Origin of the sequence: Vibrio rotiferianus CAIM 577 = LMG 21460 (genome assembly GCF_002741985.1) — a bacterium.
GTDB lineage: Bacteria > Pseudomonadota > Gammaproteobacteria > Enterobacterales > Vibrionaceae > Vibrio > Vibrio rotiferianus.
Genome location: NZ_APHW01000014.1, coordinates 114689 through 130727 on the forward strand (window position 1 = coordinate 114689; position 16039 = coordinate 130727).

Here is a 16039-nt window from a genome sequence, read left to right on the forward strand (position 1 = left end):
GATAACAAAAAGCCGTCTTGAATAGAGGATCTCTTCGCCAATTCGCAAGGTAAATCTCGTCGACAGACGGTGATACTCTGCTGTGACGAGTATGCCATCGACATAATGTGATTGTGTTTGAACGGTTTTGAACCCCATCTTGATCTATCCTTAGACCTCTCACTTAACACTACTAATCAATATCTTACTGTAAGCTCGTCCAAAAAATTTAATTACATTGAATTTCTTCATAAAAGCAGAGGTTATGCATGTGGGGTGATATGCAATTGGTAGGAATAACAGTAAGAAGGTGAGACTGAAAAAGTCATAGATTCGATAGATAAAACTTTGTTGAAGCGGCTTGATAAGCAGCAAAGGAGCCAACCATGGCTCCTTTGTTGTTTATGAGCGACCGAGTTAGATATTTGGACGTGCCGTCTCGTGGGTTGATGGTGGTAGATGAGGAAGTGTTACCTCTGGTTGGTCACCGGTTAACGAGCGTAAGAACTCAGTGATTTTCACCGATTCCTCTTTCGTTAGCTTCTGACCAAGTTGAAGGTCAGCCATCATTGCGACTGCTTCTTCTAAATCCCAAACCGAGCCATCGTGGAAGTACGGGTAGGTGAGTTCGACATTACGCAGTGTTGGTACTTTAAACACAAATTTATCGAAGTCATTACCCGTGATCGCCTTGCGTCCCACATCTGGGTTGTCTGTTGCAAACGGCTTCACTAAGCCCATCTTTTGGTACATTTGACCACCGGCGAGAGGACCACTGTGACACGCAGTACAACCTTTTGCTTTAAATAGGTTATAACCCTCGACTTGCGCAGTGGTTAGTGCGTTGTCGTCGCCTTTCAACCAAAGATCGAACGGTGCGTTCGGTGTGCGTAAGGTTTGCTCAAATGTCGCAATGGCGTCAGTCACGTTATCAATAGTGATCGTCTCACTGCCATAGGCTTGTTTAAACCACTCGCGATATTGAGGGATTGACTTAAGTGTGTCGATCGCAAGCTGGTGGCTAAAAGCCATTTCGAGTGGGTTCTCGATTGGACCGGCCGCTTGTTCTTGCAAATCTTTGGCACGCCCATTCCAGAACTGAACAAAGTTCAAATCTGAGTTAAACACCGTTGGCGAGTTGATAGGACCAATCGCCCATTTATGACCAATGGAACTTGGCAAGTTATCGACGCCACCTTTTGCGATGTTATGGCAAGAGTTACAAGAAATGGTGTTGGAGGCGGATAATCGAGGTTCAAACCACAACGTTTTACCCAGTTCTACCTTTTTCGCGTCAAGCCCAGCAACCGGTTCAATCACCTTGATGGGCTCTGCTGATTGGCGCTCTGCATAAGCACCGAAAGATAGGACTGACAAGACGCTCACTGCTATAAGAGTTTTCATAATAACTTCCTTTTTAAGTGATTTTTTCACTCTCACTAGGGCGGCGTACTTCTTATTGGTACGCTCTGGAAGTCACGGTATAGCAATCGTTTTTATCTATAAAATGCAAAAAATCGATGGTTTTTATGGCAAAAAACGATGTTAAAAGCGAACAAAGTTTGCACGATTTGATTTTGCTTGCCTCCCAAGGAGCTGATCACTTTTTGTTTACAACTATGCAAAGAATATAAACGAATGGTTCGTTGACTTAGGTCAATTATGCAATTGGATTCTTCAAACCTCTCAGTGCGACGGTGTTAACAATATTTCCCTTTGCGAGACATGGTATTACTGAAACGCATCAGTCTTTTGTCTTAAGAACTCAATCAGTGTTCGTACTCGTAACGGCATCAGGGCTTTCTCTTGGTACACCGCATAAATTGGGATCTCTAAATCGTGCACATTAGGTAGGATACGGACAAGATCTCCCCGTGCTAATTCTTCCTTCATCATAAAGCTTGGCATGATGGCAAACCCAAGATGATTCAAAACAAATTCTTTGACTGTCGCAGCGGTTCTCACTTGCACTTTTGGACTGTGCATCAAACGTGTCACCTGACCTTTGCTATTGGTCATCGTAAGCTGCTTATCACCGTGAACGATATGGTGGCTAATCCAATCCAGCGCTAAAAGATCTTCGGGTGTGGATACCGTTTTAACCTTGCTTAGATAGCTTGGTGTTGCACAAAGCATATCTCGGAAGTAGCCAAGCTTAACCGCGTATAAACTCGAATCTTCAAGGGCGGAAGAGGCACGTAGTGCGATATCACAACGAGATTCAATCAGGTTGCTGTAACTGTCGCTCTCGATAATATCGAGTTTGATTTCCGGATAGAGGTGTAAGAACTCACTCAATATATCCACCATCGCGGAGCTGGGGGTGGATATTCGAATCGTACCGCTTGGGATTTGATTGGCATCTTGTGTTTCTGCATTCGCTTCTGAGGCGATATCACCAATCAGTTTGCATTTCTCGTAGTAACGTAACCCAGCGTCAGTCAACGAAAGCGAGCGAGTGGTGCGATGCAACAGGCGAGTATTCAGCGCTTGTTCGAGCTTAGAGACGATCTGTGAGACGCGCGCCTTGCCAATATCAAGATCGTCCGCTGCTTGAGTAAAGGATTGTTTTTCTGCCACTTTGGCAAAGACCATCATGTCATCGAGTGAGATCATACCGATTACTTTCCAAAAGCTATTTATTATTGTTTAGTCAGAATGAACAATTAGTTTAATCAAAGGCTAATTATCTATCAATCATCAAACTATATAGTGTCTCCATCGACAGCGGGAAGCCAAAACAGCTTGGTCATTTCCGCCTTATTCAGAAAGAAATAATGTAAGAATTGAATGGAGAAACCATCATGTCAGATCGCAAAATTCTAGTAACAGGCGCATCAGGTAAACTAGGTTCACAAGTAGTAAAAGCATTGCTTGAAGACCTACATGTTCAACCAAGCCAATTGATTGTGACCACTCGTAACGCAGATAAACTACAAGCGTTAGCAAGCCAAGGTGTAGATGTTCGCGAAGCGGATTTTTCTAGCCCAGAGTCATTAGAGAAAGCATTCCAAGGAGCAGACAGCATGCTACTGATCAGCATTGACGCTTCTGGTCCTCGTACTCAAGCACACTTGAATGCGGTATCGGCAGCCGAAAAAGTAGGAGTGAACCATATTGCCTACACATCCATGCCTTCAGCAGAAAGCTCGCCAGTGATGTTTGCTCATGAGCACGAAGCTACCGAAAATGCGATTAAACAAAGCAGCATCCCTAATGCCACCATCACGCGCAACAACTGGTATTTTGAAAACTTGGCCGAGTACTTTGCCAGCATTCTGCAATCCGGTTATTGGTTGACGTCGGCAGCAGAAGGTCGCTCGGCTCAACTGTCACGTAAAGATCTGGCTTTTTCTGCGGCGTCTGCTTTAGTAAAACCAGCACAGGGAAAAGTGGTATTGCCAATGAACGGCGTGCAATCTATGACGCACGCAGAAATGGCGAAAGTGATAGATAAAGTACTGGGTACATCGATTACTATGGTGGATTTATCTGATGAGGATTACCAAGCGAAGCTTGAGTCGTTTGAACTGCCTGCACCAATCGTAGAGTTGTGCGTCACAATGGACAAGCACAACAGAGGAAACTATTCAGATGGTACGAGTGAAGCGTTTGAAAAACTTACTGGTAAACAACCGCAAAGCTTTGAGGCGTGGTTAGAAGAGAATAAAGCAGAGCTACAGAAGCTAGCGAACATCTAAGATAAATTGAACTAGAAGAGGGACTCATGTGAGTCCCTTTTTTTGTTTGGAGTGGGGAAGTTGTCCTCTGTAGCTTTCTCCAGACTCTACGCTTTCCGTTAGTACCATCCATTCGCTTTCGTCATAGACCTTGAGGCTAGCTCCATCGATTTCCGTAACAAAGCTCATGTTGCTAGTCGTAGCCTACGACTAATGTCTAACCACCTGAGACTATTTGTATTTTTTCGTTTGGTATAAGGTACTAGCAACTGAATTTAAAGAGTTCATAAAGATCAGTCATCGAGTTCTTGTAGCAGAGAATATATAGACAACGACTCGCTTAATCTTCGTTTAGTGAGTAAACAACGTTGGTTGGAAAACACACCTTAGAGTGTGAACGAAAGGAATCACAATGAGCAGCACTTTAGAGTCCGTACATATTGGAACAGATAAGCCTAAATCCAGTGAGGATGAACTCACTTATGAACAACAACATAAACCAAGCTCGGAGTTTGAGTCCCGAGAACAATATTTAGAGCACGAGTTGCAAATCATGGCGCCTAAACGTTGGCGTCCCAATTTGCCGTTTAAAGATTATCGATTCGAGGTAGAAGACACCATTCCGGCGATGGCCGCGACCATTGGTAAAGTGGTTATGGTGGGAGCCATTGCCGCAACTTTTGCCGGGGCGCTAGGGCTGAACGAGGGCTTTATTTTAGAAAATGTTCGTTATGAATTGCTCATTGCCTCTGTTTTCATCATTCTTTTCTCAGGCTTTCTATTGCCGACCGCAAACCTCGCGGGTACACACGGCCCACTTATTCCATTAATTCCTATCGTTGTTGCAGCTGGTGGGCACCCAATGGCCTTTGGTTTGCTGATTGGTGCTTTTGGTATACTGTTAGCCATCAGTAAAGGTGGCAGCATGTTGGCAAACCTCACCAGTAAAGGCGTGTGTGGCGGCTTATTACTTTACCTTGGCTTTGTTGGAACCGTCTCTCAAGTGAAAAAGCTGTTCGCTTGGGCTGAGGGAATAGGGATGAGCCACATTGCTTTTGTCGTGATCTTTTGCACCATTATTTTGTATGCATTACTGGAACATTTTCGTAAGCGTTGGCTAGCAGTCCCTCTTAGTTGCTTGCTAGGCGGTACGTTAGCTTTTGCCATGGGAGCGCCGTTTTCTTTTCAAACCGAGCCCGGTTTACCCAATATGAACCCTATGTATTGGTGGGGGGGGAAGACACAGGTTGGATGCTAGGCTTACCGACGATTGAGCATTTCATGGTGGTATTGCCGTTTGCTATTTTAGCAGTGGCTATGTGGTCACCAGACTTCTTAGGACATCAGGTCTTTCAAAAAATCAGCTACCCGAAACGTACCGAAAAAGTACACATGAACATTGACGACACCATGACCACGGCTTCTATTCGTCAGACGTTTGGTTCTCTTCTTGGTGGCACTAACTTTACCTCTTCATGGGGGACTTACATCGTGCCAGCAGCAATTGCTAAACGCCCGATTCCTGCGGGTGCTTTGCTGACGGCTCTGTTTTGTATCATCGCCGCGATTTGGGGCTACCCAATGGACTTAGCGATCTGGCAACCTGTACTTTGTGTTGCGCTCATTGTAGGGGTATTTGTGCCTTTGCTAGAAGCAGGAATGGAAATGACGCGTGAGGGGAAAACCACACAATCGGCAGCGATAGTTGTATTTTCTTCAGCGCTCGTTAACCCTGCATTTGGCTGGTCGCTCACTATGCTGTTAGACAATTTAGGCTTAGTCGGCTGTAAAGAACGTAGTGGGGAACTGAGTAAAATGAGCCGTTGGGTGTTGCCTGGCATTATGTTTGTTGTGTTAACAAGCGTAATGGCGCTGGTTGGTCTACTACCAGGTATTCCGGCGATTATCCCAAGTTTTCGTTAAATAGGCTCATAGTACGATTTATGGTTTGAAGAACTAAACCGTTTTTTGTCCCATTTCGAGTTAGAACAGGAGTGATGAGATAACACTGGATTAATCCTCTAACATAGGCGCCCGTTTGTTCTTGTGCCGACAAGCACTTACTACCTGCCAATATCGTTGGCGCTTACAACATCTTTCAGAGTGCGTATGAAAGTGGAGTTGACCGCGTGGTGTATGCGAGTAGCGCGCAAACAATCGAAGGCTATCCGCTTGATATTCAAGTAAAAGAGAATATGCCAACACTTCCTAAGAATCTATACGGTGTCAGCAAAGTCTTTGGCGAAGCACTTGGTCATACTATGCGTATCAAAAAAATATTGAGGTAGTCGCTGTCCGAATTGGTGCTTTTGAGTATCAGCAGGAGTGGAGACAAATGATTTCACGAGATTTGAGTGCATGGAGTGAACCGCAAGATCTCTGCTCATTGCTAATAAGTAGCATTGAGTCTGAATTAAAGGGTGAACCTTTCGTCATCACTCATGGAATCTCAAATAATCGTTTTAAGAGGTTGGACATTACTGAAACTAAAAGGTCTCTTGGTTATGACCCGAAAGCAGATGCTTTTGATGCTTGGAATATAAGCTTTGCAGTCGAGAGCGAGCCAAGCGATTGTACCGAATAGCCTCCAGAAAAGGAGTCGCTGTTTTGGGATAACTTGAATACATATTCAAGAATAAAAACGTAATAACGTCACTTCTTCGTGGGGGACTTACATCGCTCCGGCAGCTACCGATAAACGTCCCATTCTTGTCAGCGCGTTGCTAACGGCACTGTTCTGTATCATCGCTGCTGTTTTGGGGCACCCAATGGACTTGGCGATCAGGCAACTTGTACTTTGTGTTGCGCTCATTGTAGAGTATTTGTTCCTTTACTAGAAGCAGGAATGGAAATTGCGCGTAAAGGTAAACCACTCGATCGGCGGCGATTGGTAAAGAGTTTTTTGAAGAAAAATATGACCTGTTGGGCTTAGATAGTTATCTTGATTGTATAGAAAAGGAATTGGAAAAAGGTATCCCAGTAGAAGTGGAAAACTATATTAATTCAAATAGATATAGTGACTTTGATATGCCAAAAGTATTTTAAGAGCACAGTATGGAAGACCTTTTTACCCTAATTCACAAGTTGGCTAGCCTATGGGTTTTTATCTGGGCATTGCCATTTATGTTTTATTCTTATCGTTTTTGCTTCGGTGATCAGCGATATATTGATGAACTGATTGACAATTTGTCTAAAGAACCAGAGCAGTTTAAGGAAAAGTGGTATCTGAATAAGTCAGGCCTAGGGGCCGGAGGATTGTTTGTCATGTATGCACTCTTCTATCCTTTAGTGCGTTATAGGGCTAAAAAGAGAACCATGAAATTTGATTTTTTTATGTGGGCTAACTTTGCTTTTTTGCTAAGTTTTCTCATTTAGCTTATTATCTTTGTTAGTATTCAATTGAATTAATGACTTGTAACTACGTTTTTCCAGTAATGTTTAAACCTTTGATAGGACTAGTGTTTTTTTTATGGGCTCTAGTCTATTTTTATCACCTTGTCGTCTATTCCTTAGGCGACAAAAAGCACATAAATCAATTAGTAGACAACTTAGCGAAAGAGCCCGAAAGCTTTAAGCGTCTAAACTACATTGCTATGAATAGTATGGGGGCGGGTGGTTTATTCTCATACTTTTGCCTAGTTTACCCTCTTGTAAGACATCGAAGAAGAGAAAAAAACTGTTTTTCTGACGTTTTTATGTTTTTAAACTGGTTGTTTTTTATGGTTGTTCTATACCTTGCAGTTTTTGTATAAAAATTATGGAGTGCAATTACTCCCTAGTGTCGTTTGTATGCTGTTTCATTGGATGATTAAGACAACCAGTATGGTACTTTAACACTCACCAGTAGCTCGATTCAGGCATGATTGTTGAAATCAATATGAAGCGTTATTCTTCTGATCAACTCAGTCACTAAAATATCGACACAAACAAAAAGGGGCTACGTGAGCCCCTTTCTTAATTGGATGTAAAGCCGTTAACCTAAGCTTTCTGTTACTACTGGTTTGGTATTGCGTTTGGCGATCCAGTAAGCCACACCGCCCCAAAATACCGTCAGAACCCAAAGTGCAGTCCAGTGTTTTGCGACTTGCTGCCACGTTGCGCCCATCTGGTTTAGTGCTAAAAAGCCTTTGATTGCCCACGTGCTTGGGCTCAAGTCTGCAAACCAAAGTAACGGGGCAGGGATCGACTCAACGGGCCAAATAAAGCCTGCCAAGAAGATTAATGGCATTGAGCTAACCAGCACGACCAATGTCACCAGCTCGCGCCTTGGTAGCAAATACCCAAGCCACAAACCTAAACCACAACAGCCAAGTAAGAACGGCAATAGCAAGGTCAACAATTCGCCTGCGTTGGCAACATGGTTGACGTTCAAGCGTTCAAAACTGAAGCCAAAATAGTAGGCGCTGAGTAGGTAGTAGATAGTGACGAAGACCAAGGTTCTGGCAAGTAGCAGAGCGCCCGTTGGCACCTGAGACCAATAACCGCGACCATGACGTTGTGTACCCGTTTGCAAGCCGACTGCCATGATCAATGTTTGTTGAAGGATCAATACAAACACCGCTGGCACCACGTATTCGATGTAGTCCATGGTTGGGTTAAAGGTTGGCTTCATGTTGAGTTTGATTGCAGAGTAGTCGTGGCTTGCCATGCTCAGTGGTACACCATCGATCACCATCTTGCTTACTTTAACTTGAGCACCAAGCGTACCGCCTGCTGTTGCCAAACCTTCTACTACGGTACCGTAGACCAAGAAATAAGAAGCGTCGGCGGCATAAGCCAGAGTAGGGCTGCTGCCAAGCATCAAGTCTTTGTAGAAGTGTTCTGGAATCACTAAGAAGCCCGTGATCTCGCGGTTTAAGAACGCTTGTTTTGCATCGGCTATGGTGTGTAGGCGAGTCACCACTTTGACTTGTGGTGTCGCGTCTACCATACGTTCAAGCTTCAGGCTGGTTTGGCTGCCATCGAGATTCACAATCGCAATAGGCTGTTCTCTCGGCGTTTGTTGCGCGTACGGGAGCGGGTATAAGAACGAATAAAACACCACGCCCCCAAAGACGGTCAGTACCACGACAGGGTTGGTCATCACCGAGCGAAATTCTGTTTTAATCAGTTGCCACAGTGTCATACAACCTCCTTTTTGCTATCTGTTGCGGACGCGCTATTTAACAAAGCTATGTTGCGATGTTTTGCTAATAAAGCTGCCGTCATCAGTAGCGGGATAATGTACCCAACCATCGGCCAGAGTGAGCCAATAGATTGTGCCGCACTTGCGCCGTAGCTTGCTTGGTCCACTTGAACTTCGATGTAATGCGTAATCGGTAGTAAGCCTCGCCATGCTTGCGCTAAAGCGTTCATGTCAGAAACCGGGAAGGTTATCCCCATAAATGCAAAGCTTGGTGCGGTAAATGCGCCAGCAAAGCTCATCGCACGTGCTGGATCCATCGATAGGAAGAAGAACAACGCTCCCATGATGATGCATGCGATAGTCGTTACGAACTGCGCCAACAGCATTACTAAGTAACTGCCTTCCATCGGCCAATCAAGCACCACATAAAACCAAACTAAGAACAGTGCACTTTGTGCCATAAAGACAGGAATGTACTGGCTTAGAATTTTGCTTAGTCGAGTGAAAGGGCGAGCGCCTAAGAACGCAAAGCTGTTGTTGCCATTTCCATAAAGGCGAAAATGCGCCGCGAGGATCAAAATGGTGCTGACCACGACGCAAATTTGCCAGATAGCGGGCACAATCGCGGTGACTAAGAACTGAGCGTAATTGGTGTTACGGTTAAACAGAGCCGTAATCTGAGTCGAAATCGGCACTGCTTGACCAACGGCAGCAAGCGTTGTGGTATTCCCCTTTGCTAAGTTACCCATGGTTTCTAGCTGCGCATCAAAATACCCTTGAGACTGCGCGACTGCCGAGTTGATCAACTTGGCAACCAAAATGTATTGGCTGTTAAAGAAGACCGATAACTGCGGTTGTCGATGCAAAAGAATGTCTTGGTCAAATTTAGGTGGAATCACAGCATAAGCGTAGATATCACCGTCGATCATCGCGTTCTTCGCTTCTGTCGAACTGGTGTAGTGATAATCAACAGCAAGAGTGGAAGAGGCATCAAGAGATTGAATCATCTTGCGTGACAATTGTGAGTGCTGCAAATCAACCACACCAATCGGGAGATCTCTTGCAATGCCTGCAGAGAAAACACCCCAAATAGTGACTGCTAATAAGATCGGCACCCATGTCAAGCAAGATAACAGCCATTTATCGCGCCCCAGGACTTGTTGTTGTGAGATTTGAATCGTCATAGTTTTAAACCAACGCGATTACAGCTCAACCACAACACTCATGCCCATGCGTAGCTCAGGCTCTGGTTGGGTAGGGCGAGCTTCGACTTCGAATGTTCGAAGATCAAAACCTTTTGATGCGTCTGTCGCGCGCCATGTTGCGAAATCACCCATTACCGCAACGTGAGTCACTTTAAATTCAACGTCTTTATCTAACGCTGGTAAGTAAGCTTTGAATGTGGTGCCTTTGGTGAAGTGTTTTAGCAAATCTTCGCGTACGTTCAGTGTCGCCCAAGAATCTTGCGTATCAATAACCGTCACAACCGGGAAGCCTTGAGGTGCAAGTTCGCCGCTTTGCAATAGAACTTGAGAGACTTCGCCATCAAACCAGCTAAAGATTTGCGTGTCTTTTGCGTACGCTTCTACTTCCGCAACTGCGCCAGCCGCCATGCGTGCTTTTTCTGCTGCTGCGACTTTGGTTTCGCTACGCGCACCTTCTTTCGCCATGTTGTACATCTGGAACGCTGCGCTTTCGGTGTATTTCGAAGCTTGCCATTGTGTCATGGCTTCATCGCGTTTTTGCTCTGCGACTACGCCATCTTTATATAGGTTGTTTACACGTTGGTAAGTCTTTTCCATCAAGTCCGCCGCGGCTTTCGCTTTCAACCATTGGTCTTTTGCAGCTTGGATTTGTTGCTCACGCGCGCCTTTTTCTGCTTCTAGTGCCAAGGCGCCAGCGGCTTTTTCACCCGCCTTCGCTTGTTCTAGTTTTGCTTCGATTTCTGGGCTGTGAAGAGTGAAGATCAATTGACCTTTTTCTACTTCATCGCCTTTGCGCACCATGACCTCATCAATACGGCCAGGAACTTTAGAAGAGATGCTGTACTGCTGCGCTTCAATCAAACCTTGTAAACGAGGTGGCTCTGGTTGGTACGCTTGGTAGAACTGGTAACCAACCCAAGAAGCGACACCCAAAGCACAAAGTGATAGTAGAGCGGGTTTTAGAGATTTTGCTGCCATGACTTATTTTGCCTCTTTGGATGCTGATGCTGGAACGTAAGCAGTATGTTGGTATTGAGCGAAGCTGTTCATTTCGCTGCTCAGTGCTAATAGTTTGGTTAAAGAAATCAGATAACGGAAACGTGCCGCTGATTGCTGTGTTTCTACGCTGGCGATATACAGTTGCGCGTCAACAACATCCAAAGATGACGATAAGCCTGAGTGAAAGCTTTTTCGCGCAGGCGTAGGTTCTCATCTGCAAGGGCAATACTGGATTCTAGACCTTGCACTTCATCGATGGCTTGCTGTGCCTCTAGGTAGGTCTTTTGTACCAGAAGCGACAAGTCCTGCTTCGCTTGTGATTTCAGCGCATTCACTTGCGTGACCATGCTTTGTGCCGCTTTCACTTTCTCGCTGCGGCCTGTGGATTCAATTAGCGGAATGTTAACACCGACGCCAACTAACCAATCTGGTTTCATTTGGCTAGCAAGGGAGTCGTCTTCATACAGGCTGTAATCACCGTATAGATAAACTTCCGGATAGTATTTGCCTTTTTCAGCTTTGATTAGACTTGATGCTTGTTTGTGTTTGGCATCCAACAAATCTAAGCCTGGGTAGGTCAGCAGGGTTTGATCAACAAACGCGTTCAACGGCGGTAGGTTATTGTTGATAAACAGGGTTTCTGAAGGCTCTACAGAATCGTTCTGCGCTAAGATCTTGCCAAGAGCCGCTTGCGCGATACTTAGATCACTGGCTGCTTTGCGTGTTTCGACTTTAGCTTTGTCTAATGAGGCTTCGGCTTGAAGGCGTTCAACACGGGCGATTTGGCCTTGTTCTTCCATCTTAATCGCAAAATCACGGTGCTTGGTTAAGCCTTTTTCTACCGCTTGGCGTGTTGCCAATACTTCTTTGGCTAGAACAACAGAAAAGTAGTATTTAGAGAGATCTTCAAAGCGGGCTTGTTGCTCCATCGCGAGCTGGCTTTTCGCCTCGTCCGTTTTACCTTCTGCGGCGGTTTGAGCCGCATTGATGCGGCCGCCGGTAAAGATAGGCCAAATAGCGCGAATAGAAGAAGAGAAGATGTCACGCTCGGTGATCGTCGATGTGGTGTTTGCGAGAGCACTAAAAATAGGTTGGAAAACGGGTGGCACGCTGATGTGTTGCCCAGTGCTATCGAGAATTTGCTGACCAGATAGGGTCACGTCTGTATCTAAACGCGTGTAATTCGCGCCGATGCTGACTTGTGGCAAGTTGAGGTTGTCTGTCGCGCTTTGCTGGTATTCATAGCTTTCTACGTTAGCGCGCTGCGCTTTAAGGGAATAGTTGTTTTCTAACAACAAATTCCATGCATCATCGAATGTGATGGGAGCAGAGTGACAGGCAAGAGAAATCGAGCTGCTGAGAAGGCCCAAAATCCAGAACTTTCCGGTTTGTTTCATAGTGGCTACTTTACTTTAGAGTATAAGCTCTAATATAAAGTATTCATGAGACAGTGTTAAGTGATTGAAGAAAAGAAATGTTGGATAAATGTTGCGTCCAGTTAAGAAGTCCTAAGCTAGACGCAGCATAGTAGTGTGACTGGTGCTAAATCACTTCATTGAAGGGCAATGGTATTCTGCTCTCCATTCAAGCTGACGAGAGCCTCGCATAGTATTCAGTAAGTCTTTACCTGTCATCTGTGGGAATGACAGTAATACTTTTAAATCTGATGTGCTGGCGTCGCTCTTTTCATAAGCTCTGACGTGAGTAAACGTTGAATACATATTCTCTGACAGCATAGCCTTATTCAGGCAAATTCCAAATGTATCGCGTTCCATGTTTTGAGTTTCCTTTTAACTATAAAGCATCTCCATTTATAGTTATTGCAGTTGCAGATGGTGTCTAAGTGTTTGTCCTACGGTCAGTATTTGTATTTTATTATCAATGTGTCTTCAAATTTTCTGACGCAAGTGCTGAGCGTTAAATAGACTTCCAGTAGGCTGCTTTATCATAATGAAGCTCTAAATGGCTTCTGACTAAAAAGTATACGACGGAAAACATAAAAACGCCTCAAAAACAGCTAAATCTGTTGTGATCATGTTCAAGATTTAGATGGCAAAATTTGTATGATGCTGAATAAATTACAACATTATTTCGTTGGTAATATGATTGTTTTTTGATATTTCATGGCGTCTATAAACTAGCCCGTCGGGGCGAGTGATTTATAGAGATAGAGGCAAGATCTGGCGCTTGCCTCGAGTCGCTTAATATAAACAAAGACGGTTAGTCGTCGGCTCCGCATTTAGCGCATTCTTCGTAAGTACGTTCGCCTTCGCTAATCACTACATACTCCTTTACGCATTGGTCGCAAAGTGCAAGCTTAGGGTAAGCGAGTTTTTGCTTCTTGGCGTTTATATTGCCTTCGGTTACGTAGAACTTTCTCATTGGATTTCATTTCAAGTTGAACTGTGGCGAAAGTTTACCTCTATTCATGTGTAATGTTGAGCGATAACCCATTTCTCTTTAACCCGGCTATAAATTGAACGCAATTTGCCGAGATCATTCCGTCTGTTCACAGAATTGTCATTTGATGAAAGCCAGTCTGTTAACTCAGTGTTAATTTAGAGGGTGTCACCACAAAGACGTGGATGTTTTACAGGGATAAGGGAAAGTTCATGAGTTGGAGTACGATCAGCTTTCGCAAGCGTATGCTCATTATAATGACCCTTTCAGGGTTGATTGAGTTACTTATCCTTGTGGCTGCGGGCTTTACTTACCTTAAATTCGATCAAGAACAAGAGATGGGGGAGAAAGCACTAGGTGTTGCGCGTTTCCTCTCGACATCCCATATCGTCATCGAGATGATCGAATCTCAAAACTCTGAGCCATACCAACAGCGATTTCGTGAAATGACCGATGCGCTAGGTGCCGCGTTTATTGTGATTGGTGACAAAAATGGTGTGCGTTTGATTCACCCTGTCGACGAGCGTATTGGTAAGCCGATGAAAGGCGGTGACAACCAACGAGCGCTGGTGGAAGGTAAGTCATACATCTCGACAGCTCAAGGATCGTTGGGTTATTCCGTTCGTGGTAAAGCAGCAATTTTCGATCAACAAGGCAACATCATCGGTGTGGTTTCGGTCGGTTATTTGCTGGAACGCTTACAAGACCGCATCGAGCCTTTCTTTGCATTCCTTATCTTAATGGCATTAATCGTTGTTGCTGCCAACGCGATTGTTTCCAACTATGCATCTCGAAAATTCCAGCGTGCCATTTTGGGCTTTGAACCTGAGGAAATTGGACGTTTGTACGGTGAACTCGATGTCACCATGAGTACCATTAAAGAGGGAGTATTAAGTATTGATGCCCAAGGTGTATTGCGTTCCATCAACCGCAGTGCATGCCAGATTTTATGCATTGAAAGGGAAGCCGCTCTTAATAGGCCATTGACAGATACGCTACGAGATAGCGATTTGTATACCGTTCTGGAAACAGGGCAAGAAGATCACGATATCGAGATCTTCCTTAATCACAAGCGTTTAATTGCCAACCGTTCGCCAATCTACGTCGAAGGAAAAATCGTCGGTGCGGTTTCCAGTTTCCGTCTGCGTGATGAAATAAACGAACTTACTGAACAGCTTTCGCAAACTAAAGAATACGCCGATTTGCTTCGCTCTCAGACTCACGAGCACAGAAATAAGCTTAATACGATCAGCGGATTGGTTCAGATGGGGGAACTCGAAGCGGTTCAACAATTGATTGGGCAAGAGACTGCACACTATCAAGCGATGATAGAGTTTTTGCGCGATACCATCAAAGACCCACTTATTGCAGGCATGTTGCTGGGTAAAACTGAGCGTGCACGTGAACTGGGATTACAGTTAGTGGTAGAAGAAGGCAGTCGATTGGAGCCATTGCCAGAGTGGTTAAATGCAGAAGATCTGGTCACGGTACTTGGCAACCTAATCGACAACGCTTTCGATGCGACGCTGTCTGCCATTCGTGTTGAAGCTGCGTTTGCATTGGAGCGTCGTAGCATTGATGTGTCGATCAGTGATTACGGCAACGAAGTGATTTTAGAGGTAGTCGACCAAGGGTGTGGTCTACCGGAAAACATTGAGCCACAAGAGCTCTTGAAAAAGGGCATTTCAACCAAGTCACGCCAGAATCGAGGTGTGGGATTGCATCTTGTTAATCAACTGGCGACGCGTTATCACGGTTATGTTGAGATGCTGCCAAATACAGAACATGGAACGAGAATTACCGTGTATTTGCCTAAGGAAGAACAAGTATGAATACGGCAACGCGAGTCATGATCATCGAGGATGATATTGCCATTGCAGAGCTACATCATAAATATCTGAGCCAACTCTCCGGCTTGGAAGTGGTGGGCATTGCTACGACACGGATGGAAGCAGAATTACAGCTTGAGGTGCTCAAGCCTGATTTGCTGCTCATGGATGTGTATTTACCCGATGGAACAGGATTAGAGATCCTCAATACGCTTCGTGCGAACAATCAAACTTGTGATGTGATTTTAATTACCGCGGCAAGAGACGTAGATACACTACAACAAGCGATGCGAGGCGGGGTAGTTGATTATCTGCTTAAGCCAGTGATGTTTCCAAGGTTGGAGACCGCATTGCAAAAGTACATTTCGCAACGTCAACAACTCAATGTCGCACAAAGCTTGGACCAGAATTTAGTTGATAAGATGCTGCAATCAAATGTGGCATCAGACACGTCGTCGCAAAGATTGCCCAAAGGGATTGATGGGGTGACTTTGGATAAAATTCGCGGGTTGTTCGTCGGTGAAGAGATGTATACGGCGGATGAAGCTGGAGAGCAAATTGGTGCCAGCCGAACAACGGCCAGACGTTATTTGGAATACTTGATCAGTTCTGGTGAATTGGAGGCAGACTTAAACTATGGCACGGTAGGACGACCTGAGCGTTGCTACAGAAAAGTGACAAGGTAACTCAATTCGAACTTTAAATACTGTTCAGAAGCGCTCTGTAGTAAAACCTAAGAGAAATGAAAAGCGGTGGCTTATTGGTAGCCACCGCTTGTGATTTGTGAAATATACGGTTTGTTTTTATGTTCTCGAATAAGAA

General features: G+C 44.8%; 12 protein-coding genes and 4 pseudogenes. 8 read left to right on the plus strand and 8 right to left on the minus strand.

The window, feature by feature from the left end:
* Positions 1–396: 396 nt before the first annotated feature.
* Both B853_RS06830 and B853_RS06835 read right to left on the minus strand, forming a co-directional pair.
* Positions 397–1383, minus strand: coding sequence for a cytochrome-c peroxidase (locus tag B853_RS06830; RefSeq protein ID WP_038884750.1), 987 nt, complete (start codon positions 1381–1383; stop codon positions 397–399).
* Between the two features lie 327 nt (positions 1384–1710).
* Positions 1711–2595, minus strand: a complete 885-nt coding sequence (locus tag B853_RS06835; RefSeq protein ID WP_038884751.1) for a LysR family transcriptional regulator — start codon at positions 2593–2595, stop codon at positions 1711–1713.
* A 188-nt stretch (positions 2596–2783) separates the two neighbouring features.
* On the opposite strand from B853_RS06835, the gene B853_RS06840 reads away from it, so the two are divergent.
* From B853_RS06840 to B853_RS06865, 6 genes and pseudogenes are all read left to right on the plus strand, one after another.
* Positions 2784–3680 carry an SDR family oxidoreductase gene (locus B853_RS06840; RefSeq protein WP_038884753.1) on the plus strand — a complete coding sequence of 299 codons (897 nt, stop codon included), beginning with the start codon at positions 2784–2786 and terminating at the stop codon, positions 3678–3680.
* A gap of 391 nt (positions 3681–4071) precedes the next feature.
* Positions 4072–5582 (plus strand): annotated as a pseudogene (locus B853_RS06845) (DUF3360 family protein).
* 149 nt (positions 5583–5731) lie between these two features.
* Positions 5732–5947, plus strand: a pseudogene (locus tag B853_RS26880) (NAD-dependent epimerase/dehydratase family protein); the annotation flags it as partial.
* Between the two features lie 47 nt (positions 5948–5994).
* On the plus strand, positions 5995–6243 hold the full coding sequence (locus tag B853_RS06855) for a hypothetical protein (RefSeq protein WP_050568956.1): 249 nt from the start codon (positions 5995–5997) through the stop codon (positions 6241–6243).
* 64 nt (positions 6244–6307) lie between these two features.
* Positions 6308–6552, plus strand: a pseudogene (locus B853_RS06860) (DUF3360 family protein); the annotation flags it as partial.
* A gap of 161 nt (positions 6553–6713) precedes the next feature.
* The gene (locus B853_RS06865; RefSeq protein ID WP_038884757.1) at positions 6714–7034 is read left to right on the plus strand and encodes a hypothetical protein; all 321 of its coding nucleotides are present in this window, start codon (positions 6714–6716) and stop codon (positions 7032–7034) included.
* Between the two features lie 598 nt (positions 7035–7632).
* Here the strand turns inward: B853_RS06865 and B853_RS06875 are convergent.
* The 6 genes and pseudogenes from B853_RS06875 to B853_RS06900 form a co-directional block, all read right to left on the minus strand.
* On the minus strand, positions 7633–8784 hold the full coding sequence (locus B853_RS06875; protein WP_038884760.1) for an ABC transporter permease: 1152 nt from the start codon (positions 8782–8784) through the stop codon (positions 7633–7635).
* The gene (locus B853_RS06880; protein WP_038884762.1) at positions 8781–9968 is read right to left on the minus strand and encodes an ABC transporter permease; all 1188 of its coding nucleotides are present in this window, start codon (positions 9966–9968) and stop codon (positions 8781–8783) included. The genes B853_RS06875 and B853_RS06880 overlap by 4 nt, the downstream gene beginning before the upstream one ends.
* An 18-nt stretch (positions 9969–9986) precedes the next feature.
* A complete protein-coding gene (locus B853_RS06885) occupies positions 9987–10967 on the minus strand; it encodes an HlyD family secretion protein (protein WP_038884763.1) in 981 nt (326 codons plus the stop codon).
* 3 nt (positions 10968–10970) lie between these two features.
* A pseudogene (locus B853_RS06890) lies at positions 10971–12385 on the minus strand (TolC family protein).
* 150 nt (positions 12386–12535) lie between these two features.
* Positions 12536–12763: a hypothetical protein gene (locus B853_RS06895; protein WP_010448347.1), complete on the minus strand. Its 228-nt coding sequence runs from the start codon at positions 12761–12763 to the stop codon at positions 12536–12538.
* 445 nt (positions 12764–13208) lie between these two features.
* Complete coding sequence (locus B853_RS06900) at positions 13209–13370, minus strand: hypothetical protein (RefSeq protein WP_010448345.1); 162 nt, start codon at positions 13368–13370, stop codon at positions 13209–13211.
* A 230-nt stretch (positions 13371–13600) separates the two neighbouring features.
* On the opposite strand from B853_RS06900, the gene B853_RS06905 reads away from it, so the two are divergent.
* Together B853_RS06905 and B853_RS06910 are read left to right on the plus strand one after the other, a co-directional pair.
* Positions 13601–15220, plus strand: coding sequence for an ATP-binding protein (locus tag B853_RS06905; protein ID WP_038884768.1), 1620 nt, complete (start codon positions 13601–13603; stop codon positions 15218–15220).
* Positions 15217–15903 carry a response regulator gene (locus tag B853_RS06910; protein ID WP_038884769.1) on the plus strand — a complete coding sequence of 229 codons (687 nt, stop codon included), beginning with the start codon at positions 15217–15219 and terminating at the stop codon, positions 15901–15903. Before B853_RS06905 ends, B853_RS06910 begins: the two co-directional genes overlap by 4 nt.
* Positions 15904–16039: the final 136 nt, after the last annotated feature.